We start from the raw sequence: 24,058 nt of genomic DNA on the forward strand, positions 1-24,058 counted from the left end.
ATGCCGGCCGCCGACGTCCCGCACGTCGATTGTCGATTTGATTCCCCCTCGCTTTTTTTGCCGCTGCAACCCGCAGTGGCTGGCTATTGCCGTGCCGGGATAAACCGTTTTTCAAAAGGAATGCGCAGTGAGAATGATCTCTCGGATGTTGGTATCGGCGACAGCGGTTGCCGTCTTGGGTGCGATGGCTGGATGTGCGACCGAAAGCTCGCGCGCCTTGCCAATAGAAAAGGTCGAAAGCGCCAGCCTCGCTTATGCCGGCGTTCGCGTACCCATGGCGGTCGGCAAGTTCGACAACCGCTCGAGCTACATGCGCGGGATCTTCTCCGACGGTGTAGATCGCCTTGGCGGTCAGGCCAAGACCATCCTGATCACTCACTTGCAGCAAACCAACCGCTTCAGCGTGCTGGATCGCGACAACATGGGCGAGATCCAGCAGGAGGCCGCGATCAAGGGCCAGTCCCAGCGCCTCAAGGGGGCTGATTTTGTGGTCACCGGTGATGTCACCGAGTTCGGCCGCAAAGAGACTGGCGATCACCAGTTGTTCGGCATTCTTGGCCGCGCCAAGACCCAGGTGGCCTACGCCAAGGTCAACCTGAACATCGTCAATATCAGCACGTCCGAAGTGGTTTATTCGACTCAGGGCGCGGGCGAATACGCCTTGTCCAACCGTGAAGTCATCGGCTTTGGCGGTACCGCTTCCTACGATTCGACCCTCAACGGCAAAGTGCTCGACCTGGCCATGCGCGAGGCGATCAATCGTCTGGTGGACGGCATGAATGCCGGTGCATGGAAACCGGGCAACTGATCAAGGTCGATGACAAGGAGCGGTACAAGCATGTTCAAGGTTTATGCGAAATGGGCGCTGATGGCGTCGACCGTGTTGGTCAGTGGCCTGTTGGCCGGCTGCAACAGCGGCCCGAAAACCCTTTACCAGTGGGAAAGCTACCAGCCGGAAGTCTACGAGTACTTCAAGGGTGAAGAGCCCAAGGAAGCTCAGGCCGAAGCCCTCGAGCGCGACCTGCAGAAGATCAGGTCCACCGGCAAGACGCCGCCACCGGGCTACCACGCTCATTTGGGCCTGTTGTACCTGAGCATGGGCAAGGACGATCAGATGGTGCAGCAATTCAGAACCGAGAAGACGTTGTTCCCCGAGTCGACGCCGTACATGGACTTTCTGCTTAAAAACGCCAAGACCGGAGTCGTCCAATGATCGCGCGCTCATTGAAACTGATGGCCGGGCTACTGGCACTGGCGGTGCTCGGTGGCTGCGTCAGCCCCAAGACCGTGGACTATTCGGCCTACAAGCAAAGTCGTCCGAAAACCATTCTGGTGCTGCCGCCGCTGAACAACTCGCCGGACGTCAAGGCGTCCTACAGCCTGTTGTCGCAGGTCACGTACCCGTTGGCTGAAGCCGGTTACTACGTGCTGCCGATCGCCCTGGTCGATGAGACGTTCCGCCAGAATGGCCTGACCACGCCGGCGGATATCCATCAGGCACCGGCCAATAAACTGCAAGAAATCTTCGGTGCCGATGCTGCGCTGTACATCACCGTGACGGACTACGGCACTCGCTACATGATCATCAGCAGCGAAACCGTGGTGACGGCCAGCGCGAAACTGGTGGACCTCAAGAGCGGCACCACCCTGTGGACCGGTTCGGCCCGGGCTTCGAGCGAGGAGGGCGGTAACAACGGTGGCGGTGGTTTGATTGGTATGCTGATTACGGCGGCGGTCAAGCAAGTGATCAACAGTTCCAACGATGCCGGTCACCCGATTGCCGGTGTGACCAGCGCTCGGCTGCTGTCGGCAGGACAACCGGCGGGCTTGCTGTACGGGCCGCGTTCGCCGAAATACGGCACTGACTGAACCTTCTGCGCAGGATCGTTCTCACGCGGAGCGTGGGAACGATCATTTACCTGACGGCCAAAACCGCTCGCCACCCCCCGGCGCCTCCGTCCACGCCTGCAACGAGCGTGTCGGCAAATCGAAATAATCGCGCGTACGCGCATACCCATGCCCACCCATCCGGCCAATCGCATCGAGCCCGAGCTGATCGATATACAAGGTTTTCGGGTCGATCAATTCATCCCGCACATGCGCCATCAACACTTCGCCAAAGATAATCTCCCGTGACTGCCCGATGGACAGCGCCATCATCCGCCGACACTCCAACGCGACCGGTGCTTCGCCAATCCGTGGGCATTTGACCGTGGTGCCGGGAATGGCGGTGAGGCCGGCGGCTGTCAGCTCGTCGAAACCGGGGGCGAACGGCACGGCGCAGACGTTCATGGCTTCCACCAGGGCATCGCTGACGATGTTCACGGTGAATTCCTGGTTGAGCTGGATATTGCGCGTGGTGTCCTTGGGGCTTTGGTCGCCGTAGTTTTCCACGCCCAACGCGAGGATTGGCGGGTCGGCCGAGAGGGCGTTGAAGAAGCTGAAGGGCGCCGCGTTGATCCGACCTTCGCCGTCGATGGTGGTGACCAGGGCAATCGGCCGTGGCACCACGCTGCCGATCAGAATCTTGTACTTGTCTCGCGGGCTCAATTGGCTGAAGTCAAAGCTTTGCATGGGCAGAGTTCTCTAAAGAAGTGGATCAATCGCGCTCAGCGGCGCGTCTGCGCTGTAGTCGTCAGCGAACGGGATGGCCGGTTTGAACAGGCCTTTCCAGTCCGGTTGGCCGAAGGCTCGGTTGCTGTGGCTGCGCATCAGTTTTTCGAACTGTTGTTGGGCCTGGCGTTGCAGGGCGGGGTAGTCGACGCCTTGAACCTGACCGTCCTGCATCACGCAGCGGCCGTTGATGTAGCTGGCAATGCAGTCATCGCCGCGCCCGGCCAATACCAGGTTTTTCAGTGGGTCGAACAGCGGCCCCAGGTGCAGACCACGAAGGTTGAACACTGTGATGTCGGCCTTGGCGCCCGGTGCCAAGCGGCCCAGATCATCACGGCCCAAAGCCTTGGCGCCGCCGAGGGTGGCAGCGTTGTACAAATCCAGCGTGGTGGTGAGCGAGTTGCCACCCTCCATCAATCGCGCGATGTTCAGACCCTGGCGCATGTTTTCCAGCAAATCCGCCGGCCAGGTGTCGGTGCCCAAGGCGAAGTTAATGCCCTTGGCCCGATAACGACCGAAAGAGTTCAGCGCCTCGCCATCACGGACAAACACCACCGGGCAATGCACCAGACTTGCGCCGCCATCCACCACGCGTTGCAGATCGTCATCGCCTGAGGTGTAGAGGCCGTGGGGCAGCAGACTGCGTGGGGTCAACAGATCCAGTTGCTGCAACCAGCCCAGCGGCGAAGTACCGCGCAGTTGTTCGACCATCGCCACCTCACCGAGCCCTTGGCAGCAATGCAAACGCATCGGCGCGTTCAGTTCCAGGCTGAGCGCGGCGGTGCGTTGCAGCAGGGCCGGGGTGCAGGTCTGGATGCGGTCCGGCAGCAGCGCGCCGCGAATCAAACCCTCGTGCGCACCGTCGAAATCATGGAAAAACCGAACAGCCGCATCGAGCCCGGCCATGCCTCGCGCTTCATCCCTGTGATGCCCGAGGCTTCCATCGGCGCGCCAGTAACTCATGCCGCTCATGTAGCAGGGGCCGAGGTAAGTCCGCAGCCCCAACTCGGCCGCCACACCGGCCACCGCAGAAAACTCGTCGTAGGTTTCGGCCCACTCGCGGTAATACATCGAGGTGATCGGCAGGGCGGTGGTGATGCCGTTGCGGATCAGCTGAGTGAAGGCGTAACGGTATTTGAAGACTTCTTCATCAGGGCTGTAACTCTCTCTCGGGCCCGCCGCCAGGTAGTCCTCGGACCACATTCGGCCCATGTCGCGTTCATCGCCGTTGTCCAGCGTCAGCACCGTCGAATCAAGATCCCCGAGGGCATCCAGATCGATGAAGCCCGGACCGATCAACGCGTTGCCGTAATCAATCCACTGATCCACCGGCCCCGGATAATCACGTCCGACAAACACGATGCGCGAACCTTCGAACACCACTTCGCCGTCGCGCCACAGCACATGCTGGGTGCCGTCGAACCCGACCACGCAACTGGCTTTCAATCCAATCCTTTTCACAAGCGACTTTCCAGCAGTCGGCCACCGGAGGCGATCAACTCACCGCCGCGATAAACCTGGCGCACCGGACGCGAAACCACCGCTTCACCCAGCGTCTGCACCGGCATCAGCAGAAAGTCCGCCGGCGCACCGATCTCCAGCCCATAACCTTCACAGCCCAACGCCCGAGCGCCATTCAACGTCGCGGCTTCGAACGCCGCCGTCAGTTCATCGTCCTTGTTCAAGTCGAAACGAAAGGCCAGCAGCATCGCCCGTTCCAGCATGTCGCCGTTGCCCATGGGCGACCAGGCATCGCGAATGCCGTCCGAACCCAGGCACACGTTCACCCCGGTCTCGCGCAACGCAAGGAACGGCGGCACCGCGCAATCGGCCGGCGCCGAACTCATCAGGGAAATGCCCAGTGCCGCCAGGCGTTCAACCACCGGCTTGACCTGGCTCCACGGCAGCATCCCCAGGCAGTAGGCGTGGCTGATCATCACCCGACCCTGAAGCCCGAAACGTTCGGTGTAGTCGGCGATCAGTGCGATCTGCCACAGGCCCAGTTCGCCTTTGTCGTGCAGGTGAATGTCGACGCCACGCTCGAATTCGCTGGCCAGTTTGAACACAAAGTCGAGCTGGGCTATGGGGTCATTGTCGATGCCACAGGGGTCGAGGCCGCCGACATTTTCCACGCCCAGGGCCATGGCTTCGCGCATCAGTTCGGCGGTGCCGGGGCGGCTGATCAGCCCGGTTTGCGGGAACACCACCAGTTGCAGGTCGATCAGGTCGCGGTAGTTTTCGCGCAGTTGCTGCATGGCTTCGACATGGCGCAGGCCGAATTCCGGGTCGATGTCGACGTGACAACGCATCGTCAGCGAGCCACGTGCGATGCAGTTTTCCAGCAGGGCGCCAGCGCGTTGGGCAATCGGTGCCTGGACTTCACGCAGCACGCGGCGCTCGTTGGCGATGTAGTCCTTGAGCGTCGGGCCGGCGCTGTTCGGGCGCCAGGGTTGACCCCAGAGGGTTTTGTCGAGGTGGACGTGGCTTTCAACCAGGGCAGGGGTGAGGAGCTGGTTTTGGCCGTCGATGTCGGTGGTGGTGAGGGCGGCGGCCGATGCCGGGCGGCGTTGCTTGAACAGGCCGTTTTCGATCAGCAGGTCTTCGGCGGTTGAACCGTAGGGCCGCACATTGCGCAGCCAGCGGGGTTGGGTCATATCGAACCTCAAATTTTATGGTGTATTCGCTGGCCTCTTCGCGGGCAAGCCTCGCTCCTACAGTTCGTTGTCGATCACAACGTTGCGATTCAACCCGAATCCTGTAGGAGCGAGGCTTGCCCGCGAAGGCCGCGACGCGGTCTTAAGTCAGGCAATCAACCCTTGAGCTTCGACCAGATCCGATCCTGCAGCTCGCGCGCCTTGTTGCTGCACTCTTTCTCCGGGCGCAGGCGCGAGGCGAACTCGTCGGGCATGTTGATCGCGTCCATCACCCGCCATTTGGCGTCGATCAGCTTGTCGCTCTGGATACCGTTGGCGTAGGCGATGGCGTTGGACACGGCGGCGGCGTTTTCCGGTTTCATCATCCAGTCGATGAAGATCTTCGCGTTGCCGGGGTGCGGGGCGCTTTTCGGTACGGCGAAGTTGTCCTGGAACATCGCCAGGCCTTCGCGCGGGTACACGTATTTGATGGTGCTTTTTTGCAACGTGGCCCGGGCAGTGGAGCCGTTCCAGTTCTGCATCATGATCACTTCACCGGAGGCCATGCGGTCGACAGTGTTGTCCGAGCTGTACATCTTCAAGTGCGGTTTCTGTTTTTGCAGCAGCTCCAGAATGCGCTTGGCGTCCTGCGGGTTTTCACTGCATTCATCGACGTTCAGGTAATGGCTGGCGGCGTTGATCACACTGCTGGAGGTGTCGAGGGCGGCGAGTTGGCCTTCCAGTTCCTTGCGCGGTTCGAAGAACTCTTTCCACGAATCGTCCAGTTTGCCGCCGGGCACCCGCGCACTGTCATAGGAAAACCCGGTGGTGCCCCAAAGGTACGGGGCGGAGAACTTGCGGCCCGGGTCGAAACCCGGGTCGCGGAACGCCGGTTTGACGTACTGGAAGTTGGGCAGGGTCGACGCGTCGATTTGCAGTAGCAGGTTCTGGTTAATCAACGTGCGCATGATCGACTGCGACGGCACGATCACGTCATACGCCGCGCCGCCGGCCTGCAGCTTGGCCAGCAGGGTTTCGTTGCTGTCGTAGCCGTCCATGGTGACCTTGATCCCGGTCTCCTTTTCGAACTTGGCCAGCAGATCCACCGGGTAATAGTCGGTCCAGTTGTAGAAGAACAGTTCCTTGGGTTCGGCGGCCTGCGCGGTGAACACACTGAAGCAACTGAGGGCCAGACCGGCGACGCCGTAACGCATGCTTTTGAAGATCGTGTTTTTCAACATCATGGTTTTACGCTCCGAAAGTACCGCGAAGGAAAGGGCTCATTGGTTTTTGCCGCGCTGTCCCAGCCAGAAGGCCAGCACCACCAGCACGATGGAAATCACCAGCATCAGGGTCGAGATCGCGTTGATCTCCGGCGTGACACCGGATTTGATCGCCGAGAAGATGTACACCGGCAACGTCGTCGAACCGGGGCCGGCGACGAAGAAGGTCATGATGAAATCGTCGAGGCTGACCACAAACGCCAACACCGAACCGGACAACACCGCTGGCCACAGCAGCGGCAGCGTCACCCGACGAAATACTTGCCACGGGTTGGCGTACAAATCGTTCGCCGCCTCCAGCAAGCTCTTGTCGAGGTCATTGAGCCGCGCCCGGATCGGCAGGTAGGCGAACGGAATGCAGAAGCCGATGTGCGCGACGATCACCGTCAGCAAACCGAGCTTGATCCCCAGTGCCATGAACAGCAGCAGCGTGGCCACGGCCGTGACGATCTCCGGCAGGATCAGCGGCAGGTTGATCCCGCCCTCGACCATCTTCTGTCCATAGAACGGCCGGTACGTCGCCAGTGCTGCGAGCAAGGCAATGGCCGTGGCGCAGACCGTGGCGATGCCGGCGACGATGATCGAGTTCAGCGCGGCGGTCTGGATCGACGGGTTGGCCAGAATCCTTGCGTACCAGGCAAAGGAAAACTCGGTCCACACCGTAGCCGAACGGTTGGCGTTGAAGCTGTAGGCGATCAGCACAAAGATCGGCACGTACAGATAGGCCAGGATCAACAGGCTGACTTCGCGGGTCAGGGGCAGTTTTTTCAGGTGCAGGGCGATCATGCGGTGGCTCCCCGACGCAGGGTTTTGGCGGTGCTGCGGCTATAAAGGGCGTAAAGCACCAGGGACAGCAGCAGAATCCCCAGCAGCAGGAACGACAGCGAACTGCCCAGCGGCCAGTTGCGCGCGGTGCCGAACTGTTGCTGGATCAGGTTGCCGATCATCAGCGTCTTGCCGCCGCCGAGAATCGCCGGGGTGATGAAGGCACCGAGACTCGGCACAAACACCAGCAGCGCGCCGGCAATCACGCCGGGCATCGACAGCGGCAGGATGATCCGCCGCAACGCGTGCCAGCGATTGGCGCCGAGGTCGTAAGCCGCTTCCACCAGGCGCCAGTCGAGTTTTTCCAGGGTCGAGTAGATCGGCAAAATCATGAACGGCAGGAAGCTGTAGACCAGCCCGACGCTGACCGCGAAGTCGTTGTAGAGCAGGGTGATGCCACCGGCCTGGGGGAACAGCGCATTGATGCTTTGGGCGACCCAGCCATGTTCGCGCAGGATGATCAGCCACGCGTAGTTGCGGATCAGCAGGTTGGTCCAGAACGGGATGGTGATCAGCAAGACCATGAGGTTGCGCCGACGCGGTGTCAGGCTCGACATCCACAACGCCACCGGGAAGCCGAACAGGAAACACAGCAACGTGGTGCCTCCGGCCTGGAACACCGAGCGCAACAGGGCCTGGGCGTAGACCCAGTTCAGCTCCAGTTCACCGTCGAAACCTTCCTGGAAAAACAGCTGCACGTAGCTTTGCAATTGCCAGTCGGCCTGCCAGTCGACGCCGCCATACACATTGCGCGGCAACAGGCTGATGTAGCCCATGATGCCGAGCGGGATGGCAATCAACGCCAGCAAAGTCAGAACCACCGGGCTGAGCAACAGCGCACGGTTGAGGGCGGGAGAAGTGCTGCTGACGCTCATCTCAGGCCTCCATCAACAGGCAGGCGTGGGGTGGCAGGTTGACCGCAACGCGATCGCCTACAACCCGGCCGCGGTTCAGGCCTTCGTTGTTCTCGCGCAACATGACCTTGATGTCGTTGTTCAACCGGCACTGATAAAGGGTCGCGGTGCCGACATACAACACCGCTTCAATCACGCCGCGCAGGTGATGCGGTTGGGCCAGGTCGACCAGTTGCGAGCGTTCCGGGCGGAACGCCAGTTGCACTTTGGTGCCGTCGAAGCCTTGAGCCGGGCAAGGGATTTCCACCGGCATGCCGTTCGGCACGAACAGTTTTTCGTTCTGCTGGCCGCGCTTGAGGTGGCCGGGGAGGAAGTTGATGTCGCCGATAAACTGCGCAACGAATTGGTGCTGCGGCCGTTCGTAGATATCGTTCGGAGTGCCGATTTGCAGGATCTTGCCGGCGGACATCACGGCGATACGGTCGGACAGGGTCAGCGCTTCTTCCTGATCGTGGGTGACGAAAATGAAGGTGATCCCGGCTTCCTTCTGTACGCGCTTGAGTTCGACCTGCATTTCCTTGCGTAGCTTCAAGTCCAGCGCCGACAGCGGTTCGTCGAGCAACAGCACTTTGGGTTTCGGTGCCAGCGCCCGGGCCAGGGCCACGCGCTGTTGCTGACCACCGGACAATTCGGCCGGTTTGCGCTGGGCCAGGTGTTGCATTTGCACCAGCGCCAGCATCTCATCGACCCGTTGCGGGATGAGCTTGCGATCAAGACCCTGCATCTCGAGGCCGAAGGCGATATTCTGCGCGACGCTCATGTGTGGAAACAGCGCGTAGCTCTGGAATACTGTGTTGACCCGGCGCTTGAACGGTGGCAAATCATTGACCGGCTCGCCCGCCAGACGAATCTCGCCCTCGCTGACCTGTTCGAAGCCGGCGATGGTGCGCAGCAGGGTGGTCTTGTCGCAGCCGGAAGGGCCGAGCAGGGTGAAGAATTCATTGTCGGCAATGTCGACTGAAACGTTGTCGAGGGCTGGAGCCAGCCCCGGATCGTCGGAATACCGCTTGGAGACGTTACGCACTTCGATTGCTCTTGGATGACCCATAATGGTGCATTCCTCTAATTATTGTATGCAATATCTGGATGCAATCTAGAAATAACCGGATTAATCTGCTCGTGCAACCCCCTTTTTCAAAGGCTGCTCATCGCCTGGGGCCGGTTGTTTAGCGCTAAAGGAGTGTTCAGATGACCGAGAAAAAGCTCGAGACCACGGTCGACCGCGTCTACCAAGGGGTTTACGAGGCGATCAGCAAACGTTCATTGCGTCCCGGGATGAAGCTCGGCGAAGCGTCATTGGCCGAACTTTTTAATGTCAGCCGGACGTCGGTTCGTGCCGCGCTCAAACAGTTGGAGGCCGATGGCCTGGTCACCACCGAGCCCAATAAAGGGGCGTCGGTGTCGTTGCCCAGTGATGAGGAGATCCGCTCGCTGTTTGAAACGAGGCGCCTGATCGAGATCGGCATCGTCACCGAGCTCTGTCGTCGTCGTGATACGGCAGTGACCCAGGACCTGCGCGATCACCTGTTACTGGAGGATGAAGCGCACCGCAGTGGCGACCATGAACGGCTGATTCATTTGCTTGGCGAATTCCATATCAAGCTCGCGCAAAGCCTGAACAACCCGGTGTTGCTGGACTGGTTCCGCAAGCTGATTTCCCGCGCCTCGCTGTACGCCGCCGCGCTGGATGACGACAGCCACGAGGCTTGCCGCGACGACGAACACCTGCGGCTGATCGAGTACATCGAAGCCGGCAACCAGAGCGCCGCCATCGAACTGACTTGCATGCATTTGAATGGCATCGAGAAGGCAATCCTCGACGTCGCCGCCACGCTGAAAACCGGCTACCACCCGCTCAAGCACCTGATTGAGGTCTAGCCACGCTGAAACCGTGTAGCAGCTGCCGAGCCTGCGAGGCTGCGTTCGGCTGCGAAGCAGTCGTAAAACCTGCATGCGAGTTTGTCCTGACACACCGAGGTGTTTGAATTCACAACGGCTTCGCCGCCGAACGCAGCCTCGCAGGCTCGGCAGCTGCTACAAAGCCCTCAGGGCAACCCACAAAAATCTGCAGATCAAGAATCAGCTAACCTCTATGAAACCATTGGCGACGGCGATGCTCGAAAACAAACGGGCACGCACCATCCTCATGCCGTTGCGATCCCTTAAGCCAGTCATCTACAGGGATACAGAGTCAGTCGATGCAGTTTCTAGACGATAGCCATGGGTGTGCAGGCTGGAACGGTGAAATGGCCGGGCGCATCCGCGCGTTCGACTGGAGCCTGACCGAGCTTGGGAACATGGACACCTGGCCCAGAAGCCTGTGCAGCGCGGTGCAGTTGATGCTCGCGTCGCCACTGCCGATGGTGATGCTGTGGGGCCGGCCGGGTTACATGATCTATAACGACGCGTATTCGAAATTTGCCGGTGGTCGCCATCCTTACCTGTTGGGTTCCCCGGTGGAACTGGGCTGGCCGGAAGTCGCCGAATTCAATCGGCATGTGGTCGACACCTGCCTGGCCGGCGGCACCTTGTCCTATCGCAACAAAGTCCTGGAGTTGCTGCGCGACGGGGTTCCCGAAGACGTCTGGCTGGACCTCTATTACAGCCCGGTCGCTGATGACGACGGGAAACCGGCCGGGGTGATGGCGATGGTGGTCGAGACCACCGAGCATGTGATCTCCGAACGCCGCCGACAGGCCGCCGAGGACGCCTATCACGCCGACAACGAACGGGTGCGCCTGGCACTCAATGCCGGGGCTTTGCTCGGCTCGTTCGTCTGGGACATCAAGGACAATGTGCTCTCCGGTGATGAGCGTTTCGCCCGCACCTTTTCCTACCCGCCGGAGCAAAACCTCGCCGACCTGCCAATGGACATCGCCGCAGCACGGATCCATCCCGATGACCGCAGCTGGGTGGAGGAGCAGATCAACCAATCAGTGGAAACCGGCGAACCGTTTAACGCCGAGTATCGGGTCCTGCGCCCGGATGGCAGTTATCTGTGGGTGCTGGCGAGTGGGGGCTGCGAGTTCAATGAGCAGGGCGAACCGTTGCGTTTTCCCGGGGTGTTGATCGATATCCACGAACGCAAGATCGCCGAAGAATCACTGCTCAAGTTCACCCGCAATCTGGAGCAACGCGTTGCCGACGAAGTCGAAGCGCGGCTGGCCGCTGAAGAACAATTGCGTCAATCGCAGAAACTCGAAGCCATCGGCGGCCTCACCGGCGGCGTGGCCCATGACTTCAACAACCTGTTGCAGGTGATCGCCGGCAACCTGCACTTACTAGCGCGGCATGAGCCGGACAACGCCAACGTGCAGCGCCGGGTCAGCGCTTCGATTGCCGCGGTTGAACGTGGCGCCAAACTGTCTTCGCAATTGCTCGCGTTCGCCCGTCGTCAGCCCTTGTCGCCAGCGGTCTGCGACCTGCGGCAGGTCTTCGATGGGCTCGGGGAATTGTTGCAGCGGGCGCTGGGGGAAACCATCCAGATCAATGTCAGCACGGTCGAAGCCCTTTGGCACATCTACGTGGACCACAATCAACTGGAAAACGCCATCCTCAATCTGGCGATCAATGCCCGTGACGCCATGAAGGGCGAGGGGATCATTGACCTGAGCGCCGAGAACGTTGTCCTTGATCGCAAGTTTTGTGCAGGCAAGGGCATCGTCGCGGGCGACTATGTCTGCGTAGCGGTGGCTGACAAGGGGGTTGGCATGTCGCCGCAGGTGCTCGCCCAGGCTTTCGAACCGTTTTTTACCACCAAGGCCGATGGCCAGGGCACGGGGCTGGGGCTGAGCATGGTGTTCGGTTTCGTCAAGCAGAGTGACGGGCATATCGAGATTTCCAGCGTGGTCGGGCAGGGCACTCGGGTGCAGCTGTATTTCCCGCGCAGCCGGCGCCCGATGCTCAACGAAACGACACGTCATGACCCGCAACAGCGAGGCGGACACGAAACCATTCTGGTGGTCGAGGACAACGAGGCGGTGCGCAGTTCAGCAGTGGAGTTACTGAGCGAAGAAGGTTATCAAGTGCTGACGGCGGCCAACGGTGACGCCGCGATGCAGATGTTGCTGGATGGCGCCGTGGTCGACCTGATTTTCACCGACGTGGTTATGCCCGGCCTGATCAAAAGCTCGGACCTGGCCGCCTGGGCCAAGGTGCAGACGCCGCCGGTGGCCGTGCTGTTCACCTCGGGCCACACCCGTGACATGATCTCGCGCAATCACCAACTCAGCCCTGATACTTATTTGCTGAGCAAACCTTATGGTCCCGAGGCGCTCACCCAAATGGTACGCACCGTACTCAACGGCTAACCCTCTACGCGCTGATCGTTCGTCAGAATTCTTTCCGCTATCTAACCAAGGCTGGTCCATGACTTCCAACCCTCCCTCCGGCATGGTCAGGGTGCGCGGCGCCCGGGAACACAATCTCAAAAACGTCGATGTCGACATCCCCCGGGATGCCCTGGTGGTGTTCACCGGCGTGTCCGGCTCGGGCAAGTCGTCGCTGGCGTTCTCGACCCTCTACGCCGAAGCGCAACGCCGCTATTTTGAATCCGTGGCGCCTTATGCGCGGCGTCTGATCGATCAGGTCGGGGTGCCGGACGTCGACTCTATCGAAGGCTTGCCACCGGCGGTGGCGCTCCAGCAACAACGGGGAACGCCGAGCACGCGGTCTTCGGTGGGCAGCGTGACGACGTTGTCAAGTCTGATCCGCATGCTGTACTCCCGGGCCGGCAGTTATCCGCCGGGGCAGCCGATGCTCTATGCCGAAGACTTTTCGCCCAACACGCCCCAGGGCGCGTGCGCCGAATGTCATGGATTGGGGCGGGTGTATGAAGTCACCGAAGCCCTGATGGTCCCGGACCCGAGCCTGACCATTCGCCAGCGCGCGGTCGCCTCCTGGCCCACCGCCTGGCAGGGACAGAACCTGCGCGACATCCTGGTGACGATGGGCTACGACGTCGATAAACCCTGGCGCGATCTGCCGAAAAAACTGCGCGACTGGATTCTCTTCACCGAAGAAACACCCACGGTGCCGGTGTATGCCGGGCTCACCCCCGAAGAAACCAAAATCGCGCTCAAACGCAACATGGAACCGAGTTACCAGGGCACGTTCACCGGCGCCCGACGCTACATCCTGCACACCTTCAGCCATTCCCAAAGCGCGCTGATGAAGAAGCGCGTCTCGCAATTCATGCTTGGCAGCCCGTGCCCGTTGTGCGACGGCAAACGGCTCAAGCGCGAGGCGTTGTCGGTGACCTTTGCCGGTTACGACATCGGCGAACTGTCGCAGATGCCGTTGCTGCAAGTGGCCGAAGTCTTGAGACCAGTGGCCGCTCACAGCTACCTCGAACAGACCGAGGCGGCGGGCGAAGTATTGACGCACGAGCAGACCCGCGAGGCCCGCGAGCAACGAGTGGCCCACGGCGCCAGTGGTCATGCCAACGCGCCGGATGTCCGCCACACACCGAACTTGTCAGTAGAGAAACGCCTGGCCGCGCAGCGGATCGCTCAGGACTTGCTGGAGCGGGTCAGCACGTTGACCGATCTGGGGCTCGGTTACCTGGCGCTGGAACGCAGCACGCCGACGCTGTCGTCCGGCGAGTTGCAGCGTCTGCGCCTGGCGACGCAATTGGGTTCGCAGTTGTTCGGCGTGATTTACGTGCTGGATGAACCGTCGGCCGGATTGCACCCGGCGGATGGCGAAGCATTGTTCGAAGCGCTGCAACGCCTGAAGGCTGCCGGCAACACCTTGTTCGTGGTCGAACATGATCTGGAAACCATGCGCCGCGCCGACTGGTTGATCGACGTTGGCCCGGCGGCCGGCGAGCATGGCGGCCAGATCCTGTATAGCGGACCACCGCCGGGGTTGGCGCAGGTGACGAACTCGCAGACGCGCGCTTATCTGTTCGCCGAGCAAGTCACTCAGCCCCAAGCCAGCCGCAAGGCGAACGATTGGCTGCGGCTCGAAGGCATCACCCGCAATAACCTGAACAACCTCAGCGTCGAGTTTCCGCTGGGCTGTTTTACCGCGGTGACCGGCGTCTCCGGTTCCGGTAAATCAAGTCTGGTCAGTCAGGCGCTGCTGGAACTGGTAGGCGCGCATCTCGGGCGCGCGGCAAGTGACAGCGAGCCAGAAGCGTTGAGCCTTGAAGACGACGCACCGCAAATGAGCGGCGGTCAAGTCACGGCGGGGCTGGAATCGATCAAGCGCCTGGTGCAAGTCGATCAGAAACCCATCGGCCGCACGCCACGCTCAAACCTGGCGACCTACACCGGGCTGTTCGACAACGTGCGCAAACTGTATGCAGCCACTCCTGAAGCGCAGGCCGAGGGTTACGACGCGGGCCAGTTTTCCTTCAACGTCGCCAAGGGCCGTTGCCCGACGTGCGAAGGTGAAGGCTTTGTCAGCGTCGAGTTGCTGTTCATGCCCAGCGTCTATGCACCGTGCTCAACCTGCCACGGCGCGCGCTACAACCCCGAGACGCTGGCGATCATCTGGCAAGGGTTGAACATCGCCCAGGTGTTGCAACTGACGGTGGACGAGGCGGTCACGGTGTTTGCCGAGCAACCGGGTATTCGCCGCTCGCTGGAAGTGCTGCGCGATATCGGCCTGGGTTACCTGCGCCTCGGCCAACCTGCGACCGAGCTGTCGGGCGGTGAAGCCCAGCGGATCAAACTGGCCACAGAGCTGCAACGCAACCAGCGCGGGGCGACGCTGTATGTGCTCGACGAGCCCACCACGGGTTTGCACCCAAGGGATGTCGATCGCTTGCTCGAACAGTTGAATACGCTGGTGACGGCGGGGCATACGGTGATCGTCGTCGAACATGAAATGCGCGTGGTCGCACAGAGTGACTGGGTGATCGACATCGGCCCGGGGGCGGGGGATCAGGGCGGGAAGATTGTCGTGGCAGGCACGCCGCAGAAAGTTGCCAACAGCAAAAAGAGCCGGACGGCACCGTTTTTGGCCAGAACCTTGGGCTAAATCAAAAGATCGTCCGAACGCGGCCCGAACCTTCGGACGATCTTTTGATCTTTAAGCGCTGTCGAGCGTGCGCCGCACCTTGGCCAGCAGTTCATTGATCTGGAACGGCTTGATCAGCATCTCCATGCGATCGCCGAGGAACACCTGACGGTTGATCGCGGTTTCGGCATAACCGGTCATGAACAGGATCGGCAGTTTTTCGCGCCAGCCCCGTGCCACATCGGCCAGCTCGCGGCCGCTCATGCGCGGCAGTCCGACGTCGGTCAGCAACAGGTCGATGGACTCATCGTTTTGCAGGCGCTCAAGGGCACCTTCGATGTCGCCCACCTGAGTGCAACGGTAACCGGCATCCACCAACACTTCGGCCACGAACATGAGCACCGACGGCGTGTCCTCGACGATCAACACATGTTCGCCGGCACCCTGAGGATCGACGGTGGCTGGTACGAGTTCGCCGGCCGTAGGGCTGGAACTGGCCGGCAGCATAATCGTCACTTCGGTGCCGCGCCGGGCGACGCTGCGGATGTGCGCATCGCCACCTGATTGCCGGGCGAACCCGTAGATGGTCGACAACCCCAGCCCGGTGCCCTGGCCCAGCGGCTTGGTGGTGAAAAACGGTTCGAACACCTTGTCGATCACGCTGTGTTCGATACCGGTACCGTCATCGCGCACCGACAACGCGACATACGCACCATCGGCCAGATTGGGGTCGCCATGGGAATAGGCGGCATAGGTGCTGACCCAAATGTTGCCGCCCTGGGGCAAGGCATCGCGAGCGTTGATCACCAGATTGAGCATCGCACTTTCGAGCTGAATGGGGTCGACCAGGGCGATGGCGGGTTTAGTGGTCAATTCGAGTTTCAGCGCGATGCGCTCGCCGATCGTGCGCACCAGCAATTCTTCAAGGGAGCGCACATGTTCGTTGATGTCCACGGGCCGGGTATCGAGAGGCTGTTGGCGCGCGAAAGCGAGCAGGCGATGGGTCAGGGACGCGGCACTCATGGCCGAGTTCAAGGCGGCTTCGGCGTAGAACTGAACCTTGTCGGTGCGTGAGGCGGCGATCCGTTTCTGGATCAGTTCCAGGCTGGTGATGATGCCGGTCAGCAAGTTGTTGAAGTCGTGGGCGATGCCCCCGGTCAGCTTGCCCAGTGCATCCATTTTCTGCACTTGCAGCAGCTGAGCTTCGGTTCGCGCTCGCTCGGCGACTTCTTTGGCCAACTGGGTGGTGGCGTCGTCCAGCCGGGCCAGGTGCGAGCGTTCGCGGTGACGGTGTTCAGTGACATCCTCGACAAACACCAGGCTCAGTTCCGGCGTGCGGTACGGCGAAATCTGCCACTCGGTTTCGCGAACCTCACCGTGGACCCGCATGTTCAGCGTGCCTTTCCAACGCTCGCCATAGGCCAGGCGCAGACGCAGTTCCTCGATGACGATGTCCTGATCCTCGGCAAAGCACTCGCGCAAGGTGTCCGGGTTGAGATTGTTCTGAATCAGCTGCGCGAAGGCATGGTTGCATTCATGCACCTTCAACTCGGCATCCAGCACCGCAATGGGCGCCGAGACATTGACAAAGATTTCCCGAAACCGCGCCTCGCTTTCGCGCAGGGCATTTTCGGTATCACGCACCCGCAGCAAGGTGCGCAAGGTCGCGAGCAGTACATCCGGATCTATCGGGTGGATCAGGTAGGCATCGGCACCCGCGTCCAGGCCGGTAATGATGTCGCCGGTCTGGATCGAGGCCGCCGAGACGTGAATCACCGGTAGCAGGGCAGTGGCGGGTTCGGCGCGCAATTTACGCACGATGTCGAAGCCGCTCATGTCTGGCAGATTGACGTCGAGGATCAGCGCGTCGATCGTCACGCTGTCGATCAGCTCCAGGCCGTCGGTGCCGGTGCCGGCTTCGAGCACTTCATAGCCGTGGCGCTCCAGGCGTCGGCGCAGGGCGTAGCGCGTGGCGACGTTGTCGTCGACGATCAGCAAACGGATGTCACGCTTCATCGACGGGCTCCAAGGCGATGGCCAGAGGGATGATCACGAAAAAGGTCGAGCCTGTGCCCGGCGTGCTCTGAACCCCGACGTCGCCACCCAGCAGCTGCGCGAAGCGTTTGCACAAGGACAGTCCGAGCCCGGTGCCGCGAAGGCGCTTTTGCAACGGTGAGTCGACCTGAGAGAAGTCCTCGAACAATCCGTCATGTAGCTGCGGGGCGATGCCTATTCCGGTATCGCTGACGGCGAAGCGCACGTGGTCGCAGCCCTCCAGCCGGGCCGAGACCCGGACTTCCCCGCGGGTGGTGAACTTCAACGAGTTGGAAATGAAGTTGCGCAGGATCTGCGCGAGTTTCTTGTCATCGGTGTACAGCTTGGGCAGGCCCACCGGTTCTTCGAAAATCAGGTCCACGGCGCTGGCGTCGACAATCGGTCGAAACATGCCGCGCAGGGCGGCGAACAGGTCGAGCATGTCGAACCAGGCGGGTGAAATGGTGATGCGCCCGGCTTCGATTTTCGCCAGGTCCAGCAGGTCGTCGACCATGTCGCTCAACTCGCGCGCGGCAACGCTGACGAAGGCCACCTGTTTATGCTGTTCGGGGCTCAGGGGACCGTCGAGCTCATCGGTCAGCAGGCTGGTGATGCTCAGAATCGAGCCCAGTGGCGTGCGGAATTCATGGCTCATGTACGACAGAAAACGGCTTTTGAGGTCCGAGGCCTGACGCAACTGTTCGGCCTGGGTGTCGAGCTCGGCGTACAGCGCCAGAACGCCCTGGTTGGTCTCATCCAGTTCTTCGCGCAAGGCACAGGCTTCGGCCTGCAACTGCGCAACCAGCGCCGCTTGTTCGTCAATCTGACTCATGGGTGACTCAGCCATGGACGGCCTCCAGAGCAATGACCAACACCGTGACATCGTCTCGTCCACGGCAGAAATCGCGGTGCAGAATGGCGGCAATCACCGCGGGATGGCGGTGCACCAGGCCGGGGTAATCTTGCAGGTTCCAACGGGACTGCAGGCCATCGCTGTACATGATCAACAAATGTCCGTTCACTTGAGCATAGTCAAAGGGTTGCGCCTTTCGGTATTGGCCGCCGACGATGCCGGGGTGGGAGGCCAGGCCGCGGGTTTTGTCGGGTGCGATCAGGCAGGCGCCAATGTTGCCGATCCCGACGAATTTCAGATGGTCACCGTCGAACTGCGCGATCGCCAGGGCACCTCCGCGGGTGCCGGTCATGGCTTGATGAATGTCCTCAAGCAACAGCATGGGTGAGGCGAAGGGCGACAGGGCGAAAGTCTTTTCGCCGGCGCGGGCGGCACGTTCGGCTTCTTCGCCATGCCCCAGGCCATCGATCACCAAGGCGCTGATGCGTGTCCCATCGAATGCCAGGTGCCAGACATCACCGCAGGCAGGATCGTTGCGCAGCGAATGCTGGCTGACGCCGACTCGCCGGTCCGGGGCCTTGTCGCTGCGCGGATACAGCCGCGTCAGCAGCACGGCACCCCGTGAGTCGGCATAGACGTCGAACACTTCCGTCTGGCGCGACACGGCTCCAAGTCCGATGCCCTGGGTGCCGCGGGTGGAAAATCCGTCGGTCAGGCATGCGTGCAAATCAAAGCCTTGGGCGCGGTCCACGGCGAGCATTTCGATCCCCGCGCCTGACGCTCGAGGCAAGATCCGAAGGTGCAGTTCACCGCGAGCGGCGTGCTTGAGAATGTTGCTGGCCAGCTCGGTAGCCACCAGCGCCACACGTCCGGCATCGGTGGCGTCGAAGCCATGTTCTTCTGCAAGTTTCTGCGCCGTGCGCCGCGCATGGCCGACTTGGCTGCTGTCTTCGATGGGCAGCACTTGCGTCATTGAACCTGCCATATTCATGTCCATCGGGTGATCGTGATGCGAGTGCCTTTGCCGGGCGTGGTCTCGAGTTCGAACTCTTCCACCAGCCGCTTGGCGCCGGTCAGGCCCAGCCCCAAGCCGTTGCCGGAGGTCCAGCCGTCGGTCATCGCCAGTTTGACGTCGGCAATGCCCGGCCCTTCGTCGCGGAAGGTCAGGCGCAGGCCGGTACGTGTGTTTTCGTCAAGGATTTGCCAGTCCATCTCGCCACCACCGCCATAGACCATGGTGTTGCGTGCCAGCTCACTGACTGCCGTCACCAGTTTGGTCAGGTCGATCAGGCGCATGCCGCACTCGGTGGCCAACTTGCGCGCCGTCTGCCGAGCCAGCACCACGTCCTGTTCGATGTGAATCGGCTGAGTGCCGCTGCTGCGCACGGTCATTGCTCACGTACTCGTTCCTGTAGCAGTTTCATGCCGCGCTCGACATTCAGCGCAGTACTGACGCCGGGCAGGGTCAGGCCAAGCTCAACCAGGGTGATGGCAACGGCAGGTTGCATGCCGACCAGTACGGTCTGGGCATCCATGATTTTCGACAGGCCGGAGATGGTGCCGATCATCCGGCCAATGAAAGAGTCGACCATGTCCAGCGCAGAGATATCGATCAGCACGCCGTGGGCCGACGTCTTGCTGATGCGCTCCGACAGGTCGTCCTGAAGGGTCAGGGCCAACTGGTCATGCATGTCGACCTGGATGGTCACCAGCAGGAAGTCGCCCATTTGCAAAATCGGAATGCGCTCCATCGGCTCAGTCCGCCTTGCTGACAGTCAACCCCAGCCGGGTCAGGGCCAGTTTCAGGGCATCGGCCAGGTTGGCCTTGGTGACCACGCCTTGCAGGTCCAGCCCCAGGTGCACGATGGTCTGGGCGATCTGCGGACGCACGCCGCTGATGATGCAATCGGCGCCCATCAGGCGAATGGCGGTCACCGTTTTGAGCAGGTGCTGAGCCACCAACGTATCGACAGTCGGCACGCCGGTGATGTCGATAATGGCGATTTCCGAACCGGTATCGACGATCCGCTGCAACAGCGATTCCATCACCACCTGAGTCCGTTGTGAGTCGAGGGTGCCAATCATCGGCAGCGCCAGCACGCCATCCCAGAGCTTGACCACCGGGGTCGACAGTTCCAGCAGCTCTTCCTGTTGGCGCTTGATCACCGCTTCACGGGACTTCTGGAAGGTGCGGATGGTGTGCATGCCCAGGGCATCGAGCAGTTCGGAGACTTCCCAGAGTTGCTCGGCCAGCAGTGCCGGATTGTCCTGGTAGTGATTCTGCAGGAGCGCAAACAGCGGGCCTTTCAGCGCAAAGATGAAGCTGGCGGTCTGGTACGAGTCCTGGCCAAGCAGGGCGCGACTGTGGGAGAGTTTTTCGAGGAACTGGCGGATCTCGTCCCAGCCCGGTGCCGCAACATTCTGGCTGTTGCCTCGTTCAAGTCCCGAGACGATCAGTTGCAGGAACTCCGATGTCTGTTGCCGCAGATCCTGCTCTTTGAGGTTGCGCGCGGCACCGCTGGCTTCAAGGCCGTTGGTCCATTCGGCCAACAGTTGCGTCTGGTTTTTTGTCATCGCATCGAGTGTGCTGGTTTGCAATGCCGCCATGTGCCTTGTCTCCCTGGAAGTGTTTGCCGGTTCCCGAATATTGACCGGCGTAAAGTCAGTGACATTTGCCGTGCCAGATAGTTGTTCGCTCCGGCAGGTATATTTGATCTGGTGCACATGGACTCTAGTAGATCGGCGATCCGTTCGAGGGAACGTTGCTTGCCGAGGGGCTTCAAATCTTCAAGGCCCGACTGTTTCAGCCGCGCACGTGCAGTGATGAACGAGGTACTTATGAAAGGTGAAAGTGGTCTTGAGGAAAACGCGAAAACAGCGGAACCGGAAAGCGCAGACAAAGCGGTCGACCAGAAGCAACTTCACACCGATAACGACAATGAGTTCAGCCCGGGTTTCAAGCCCAATCCCGACCGGCCCAAACCCGGGGATGACACCGATGCCGACATCGACACCGATGGCGGCTAGTCAGGTCTCGTTAACGTGTGGCGGCCGACGAGCGGACAGAGGTTTTATTGCGATTGCGGCATGGCGACGAACGGGCGCCGCTGGTCTGATAGGCGGTCGACAGAACCGGCTAACCGAGGCCATTCTGATAGTTGGTGAACGCAATTGATCGCGTTTGCCTCCGATCAACAAACGGAGGTGTTCCATGCCGGTGCCACACGACCTTTATCAGGATCTCAAGCTCTCAAAGGAAGATATCCAGCAAAAACGCACCAAGGATCCGTTACTGGATTCACTGATCAACAAGTATTCGCAGGCGGACGCCGAGGTGGTCAAGGCTGAAACTGCCCAATCGGATGCGCCCAGTGATGACGCATTGAAGAAGCTCAAGGCGAAGCGCGTGGAGGTTAAGCAAAAGATCGTTGATCGACTCCAGACGCCGTCCTGACGCGCCCTGTCCGGTCACCGAAGATCGGTGACTGAAAATCTGGGACGGCGATAAATACCGGCACCTCGAATGTTCAGAGTCCGATTTTACGGCTCCATGCGAGGTGCCCCATCACCGAACTCCCCATCCCCCCGGTAAATAAAAGTTCCCCAGCGAAGAACAGGGTGGCGATGGATCCACGGTGTCTATTGCAGCGCGGTACTCAACGGCAATCGCGCCATGTTTTTCGCCTTCAACGACCCGAAATACAACCAATCCCCATATTCGCGAACGGTAGTGATCGGCGAGTAGTTGTCGCGGCTGCCGTCCTGCAAGTTGGCGATCACTTTACCGTCCAGGTCCAGCCCCAGCGCAAAGGCGCGCTTCTCCACTGGTTTGGGCAGGAAAGTCATGGCTCGCACGATCATCTTGCGCACGAAGGGATGCGGTGCGGTGGCGTCGAGCAATGCGTTGCGCGGCGCATAGAGCGCCACCCAGAAGCGGTCGCGACCATTGAACGCGAGGTTGTCCGGCAACCCTGGCAAGTTGTCGATGAATAGATCGTGGGTGCCGGCTTTCGGCCCGCTCAGCCAGTAACGACTGATGCGATAAGCGCCCGTTTCGTTGACCAACACAAAGGCATCGTCCGGACCCAGGGTCACGCCGTTGGCGAATTCCAGCTTATCCAGCAGGACCGCGGTCTTTCCGGTCTGGAAGTCATAACGCAGCAAGCGGCCATCGCCGCCGTGCTCGATGATCGCGTCGCCGTCACTGCCGTAGCCAAAACGGCTGGAGGCATCGCTGAAATAGGCGTAGTGCCCGGACTTGTCGATCGCCACGTCGTCGGTGAAACCGAAGGGCACGCCGTTGGCTTCCGTGGTCAATGGAATCAGGCGGCCCTGGGCATCTAGTGACAGCAAGCCTTTGATCCCGTCGGCAATCACCAGCAGACCGCTGGGATGACGTGCCAGGCCCAAGGGTCTGCCGCCCGTATCGGCCAGGACCTTGGTGACCTTGCCGTCGAGGCTGGTACGGATCAATCGGCCGTCATGCAAACCGGTGATGAGAGCGTCTTCCTCCAGCAGCAACGCTTCCGGGCCGTCGATATCAGCGACGCCGACGCGCTTCATGCCTTTGAGGCGCTGATTGTCGGCGTAGATGCCGCTGGTGAGGGAGGGCGCCGGTGGCGGTGTCCAGGCCACCGGTTGAACCTTGGTTGGCATCAGCAGCAGGAAGGCGCCGATGGCGACGATTACCAGCAACAGCACATGGCGAAACTTGATGGTTCGACTCACGCGCTGACTCCTGCCGGGGCTAACTGTTTTTGCGCCATCTCGCGCAATGCCAACATCGAAGCTGCCGACTCACGATCGATGCGGCGCTTGAACAGCAATCGATTGGCAATGCGCATCGCCAGGCCGCTGAACCGATACTCCAGGGTGCGGACAAAGTGTGTGCCAGCACCCTGGGCCTCGCACTCGTAAGTCACCACTAAAGACAGCCCGTGATCGTCATGGGCCCAGGCACTCCAACGGCGACCTGGCAGGTATTCGTTAACCTCCCAGTGCAAGTGCCCCTCACGCCCGCCCGCCTTGATGTCTTCCTCGAACCGCCCCCCGGCATGCAGCGGACCGCTCTGGCCATCAACCTTGAGGGACGAAGGATGCCACTCCGGCCAACGGGTCACGGTGCTGGCGTAGGCGAGCACGTCAATCGGGTTTCCAGCAATGGCGATCTGATGCTGCATGCGGGTCATGGTTGTTCTCGTCGGGTGCAGGTCAGTCGGTTCTGGTTCCCAATAGAGGGTGCCGAACAGGTAGTCCATCAGCGGAAAAACGATATTGAAATTGCGTTCCTGCATCAGCTCACGACGGTGATGCAGTTCATGCAGGCGGCGCATCTGGCGGATCCACGGCAACCGTGTGACGGGGTTCTCCGGCGGCAGGTGCTCGCAGGCATGGAACACTTCATAGGTCAGGTAGCCGAGGACCAGACAGCCGCCGAACATCCCGGCGACGTTGGCATCGAACTGCTCAAGCAGCCACCAGACGGGCAGGGTGATGACGACCGTGTGCAACACGATCAGCCAGGCTGGAAACAGAATCACCCGCCAGTCCCGGGCACTGTCGTAGGTCATGTGGCCGGGGGCGAAAAAGCTGTGATGGTCGCCGGCATGGCGTGCATAGAACATTCGCGCGAAGTTTTTTTTATGGTGCCCCAAGTGCCGATGGAGCATGTACACGCCGAAGTTGAAGAACAACAACGTCAACGGAATCGCCAGCCATTCCAGTGGTTGAACCTGGTGCACGGTGCTCCAGAATGCGCCGATGGCCAGCAACCCGAACAGCAGCACAAAAGCGCCGTGCAGCCATGGGTTGTAGAGGGGATGGATAGCAGCGCGGTAGCGGGCGCGGAATGCTTCGGTGGTCTGCCTCACTGCAATCACCTGTAGTTATTGTTATCTCCAGCAGATTAGACGATCCCGGCGTTTTGGCTGGACCAAC

The 24,058-nt window shown here is 60.8% G+C and carries 23 protein-coding genes; 8 read left to right on the top strand and 15 right to left on the bottom strand.

The window, feature by feature from the left end; genetic code table 11:
• Positions 1-133: 133 nt before the first annotated feature.
• Genes QF010_RS00180 through QF010_RS00190 form a run of 3 tightly spaced genes read left to right on the top strand, consistent with a single transcriptional unit; the run spans position 134 to position 1,869 of the window.
• The gene (locus QF010_RS00180) at positions 134-808 is read left to right on the top strand and encodes a CsgG/HfaB family protein (protein ID WP_429532459.1); all 675 of its coding nucleotides are present in this window, start codon (positions 134-136) and stop codon (positions 806-808) included.
• Between the two features lie 60 nt (positions 809-868).
• On the top strand, positions 869-1,213 hold the full coding sequence (locus QF010_RS00185) for a DUF4810 domain-containing protein (RefSeq protein WP_429532460.1): 345 nt from the start codon (positions 869-871) through the stop codon (positions 1,211-1,213).
• Positions 1,210-1,869: a DUF799 domain-containing protein gene (locus tag QF010_RS00190; protein WP_429509381.1), complete on the top strand. Its 660-nt coding sequence runs from the start codon at positions 1,210-1,212 to the stop codon at positions 1,867-1,869. Before QF010_RS00185 ends, QF010_RS00190 begins: the two co-directional genes overlap by 4 nt.
• Positions 1,870-1,911: 42 nt before the next feature.
• Here the strand turns inward: QF010_RS00190 and QF010_RS00195 are convergent, their stop codons facing one another.
• The 7 genes from QF010_RS00195 to QF010_RS00225 form a co-directional block, all read right to left on the bottom strand.
• Positions 1,912-2,574, bottom strand: coding sequence for a flavin reductase family protein (locus QF010_RS00195; protein WP_429532302.1), 663 nt, complete (start codon positions 2,572-2,574; stop codon positions 1,912-1,914).
• A gap of 12 nt (positions 2,575-2,586) precedes the next feature.
• On the bottom strand, positions 2,587-4,074 hold the full coding sequence (locus QF010_RS00200) for an amidohydrolase family protein (protein ID WP_429532303.1): 1,488 nt from the start codon (positions 4,072-4,074) through the stop codon (positions 2,587-2,589).
• On the bottom strand, positions 4,071-5,267 hold the full coding sequence (locus QF010_RS00205; protein WP_429532304.1) for an amidohydrolase family protein: 1,197 nt from the start codon (positions 5,265-5,267) through the stop codon (positions 4,071-4,073). Before QF010_RS00205 ends, QF010_RS00200 begins: the two co-directional genes overlap by 4 nt.
• A 155-nt stretch (positions 5,268-5,422) precedes the next feature.
• A complete protein-coding gene (locus QF010_RS00210; RefSeq protein WP_429512989.1) occupies positions 5,423-6,487 on the bottom strand; it encodes an extracellular solute-binding protein in 1,065 nt (354 codons plus the stop codon).
• A 39-nt stretch (positions 6,488-6,526) separates the two neighbouring features.
• Positions 6,527-7,315: an ABC transporter permease gene (locus QF010_RS00215; protein ID WP_033061619.1), complete on the bottom strand. Its 789-nt coding sequence runs from the start codon at positions 7,313-7,315 to the stop codon at positions 6,527-6,529.
• On the bottom strand, positions 7,312-8,229 hold the full coding sequence (locus QF010_RS00220; RefSeq protein ID WP_429509385.1) for an ABC transporter permease: 918 nt from the start codon (positions 8,227-8,229) through the stop codon (positions 7,312-7,314). The genes QF010_RS00215 and QF010_RS00220 overlap by 4 nt, the downstream gene beginning before the upstream one ends.
• A gap of 1 nt (position 8,230) precedes the next feature.
• Positions 8,231-9,316 (bottom strand): ABC transporter ATP-binding protein, encoded by a 1,086-nt coding sequence (locus tag QF010_RS00225; protein ID WP_429532305.1) that lies wholly within the window; start codon positions 9,314-9,316, stop codon positions 8,231-8,233.
• A gap of 140 nt (positions 9,317-9,456) precedes the next feature.
• Here QF010_RS00225 and QF010_RS00230 point away from each other — a divergent pair, with 140 nt between their 5' ends.
• The 3 genes from QF010_RS00230 (at position 9,457) to uvrA (ending at position 15,255) form a co-directional block, all read left to right on the top strand.
• Entirely contained in the window at positions 9,457-10,146 is a 690-nt protein-coding gene (locus tag QF010_RS00230) for a GntR family transcriptional regulator (protein WP_008154995.1), read from the top strand.
• A 320-nt stretch (positions 10,147-10,466) separates the two neighbouring features.
• The gene (locus tag QF010_RS00235) at positions 10,467-12,578 is read left to right on the top strand and encodes a hybrid sensor histidine kinase/response regulator (protein WP_429532306.1); all 2,112 of its coding nucleotides are present in this window, start codon (positions 10,467-10,469) and stop codon (positions 12,576-12,578) included.
• A 58-nt stretch (positions 12,579-12,636) separates the two neighbouring features.
• The gene (gene uvrA, locus QF010_RS00240; protein WP_033061623.1) at positions 12,637-15,255 is read left to right on the top strand and encodes an excinuclease ABC subunit UvrA; all 2,619 of its coding nucleotides are present in this window, start codon (positions 12,637-12,639) and stop codon (positions 15,253-15,255) included.
• Positions 15,256-15,306: 51 nt separating this feature from the next.
• On the opposite strand, the gene QF010_RS00245 is transcribed toward uvrA, so the two are convergent.
• The 6 genes from QF010_RS00245 to QF010_RS00270 are packed head-to-tail and all read right to left on the bottom strand — an operon-like array spanning position 15,307 to position 20,728.
• On the bottom strand, positions 15,307-17,250 hold the full coding sequence (locus tag QF010_RS00245; protein WP_429509386.1) for a response regulator: 1,944 nt from the start codon (positions 17,248-17,250) through the stop codon (positions 15,307-15,309).
• Positions 17,240-18,115 carry a sensor histidine kinase gene (locus QF010_RS00250; protein ID WP_033061625.1) on the bottom strand — a complete coding sequence of 292 codons (876 nt, stop codon included), beginning with the start codon at positions 18,113-18,115 and terminating at the stop codon, positions 17,240-17,242. Before QF010_RS00250 ends, QF010_RS00245 begins: the two co-directional genes overlap by 11 nt.
• Positions 18,108-19,112 carry an ATP-binding protein gene (locus tag QF010_RS00255; protein ID WP_429512991.1) on the bottom strand — a complete coding sequence of 335 codons (1,005 nt, stop codon included), beginning with the start codon at positions 19,110-19,112 and terminating at the stop codon, positions 18,108-18,110. The genes QF010_RS00250 and QF010_RS00255 overlap by 8 nt, the downstream gene beginning before the upstream one ends.
• Positions 19,109-19,513 (bottom strand): anti-sigma regulatory factor, encoded by a 405-nt coding sequence (locus QF010_RS00260; RefSeq protein ID WP_033061626.1) that lies wholly within the window; start codon positions 19,511-19,513, stop codon positions 19,109-19,111. The genes QF010_RS00255 and QF010_RS00260 overlap by 4 nt, the downstream gene beginning before the upstream one ends.
• On the bottom strand, positions 19,510-19,872 hold the full coding sequence (locus QF010_RS00265; RefSeq protein WP_033061627.1) for an STAS domain-containing protein: 363 nt from the start codon (positions 19,870-19,872) through the stop codon (positions 19,510-19,512). Before QF010_RS00265 ends, QF010_RS00260 begins: the two co-directional genes overlap by 4 nt.
• Positions 19,873-19,876: 4 nt before the next feature.
• A complete protein-coding gene (locus QF010_RS00270) occupies positions 19,877-20,728 on the bottom strand; it encodes an STAS domain-containing protein (RefSeq protein ID WP_033061628.1) in 852 nt (283 codons plus the stop codon).
• 231 nt (positions 20,729-20,959) lie between these two features.
• Between QF010_RS00270 and QF010_RS00275 the strand changes: the two genes are divergently transcribed.
• Together QF010_RS00275 and QF010_RS00280 are read left to right on the top strand one after the other, a co-directional pair.
• Entirely contained in the window at positions 20,960-21,148 is a 189-nt protein-coding gene (locus tag QF010_RS00275) for a hypothetical protein (protein WP_429532467.1), read from the top strand.
• A gap of 184 nt (positions 21,149-21,332) precedes the next feature.
• Positions 21,333-21,575, top strand: a complete 243-nt coding sequence (locus tag QF010_RS00280; protein ID WP_033061630.1) for a DUF465 domain-containing protein — start codon at positions 21,333-21,335, stop codon at positions 21,573-21,575.
• Positions 21,576-21,760: 185 nt separating this feature from the next.
• Here the strand turns inward: QF010_RS00280 and QF010_RS00285 are convergent, their stop codons facing one another.
• A complete protein-coding gene (locus tag QF010_RS00285) occupies positions 21,761-22,849 on the bottom strand; it encodes an SMP-30/gluconolactonase/LRE family protein (protein ID WP_429532307.1) in 1,089 nt (362 codons plus the stop codon).
• Positions 22,846-23,991, bottom strand: coding sequence for a sterol desaturase/SRPBCC family protein (locus QF010_RS00290; protein WP_429532308.1), 1,146 nt, complete (start codon positions 23,989-23,991; stop codon positions 22,846-22,848). The genes QF010_RS00285 and QF010_RS00290 overlap by 4 nt, the downstream gene beginning before the upstream one ends.
• Positions 23,992-24,058 lie beyond the last annotated feature (67 nt).

This window comes from Pseudomonas silensiensis (assembly GCF_050434865.1).
Classification (GTDB): domain Bacteria; phylum Pseudomonadota; class Gammaproteobacteria; order Pseudomonadales; family Pseudomonadaceae; genus Aquipseudomonas; species Aquipseudomonas fluorescens_W.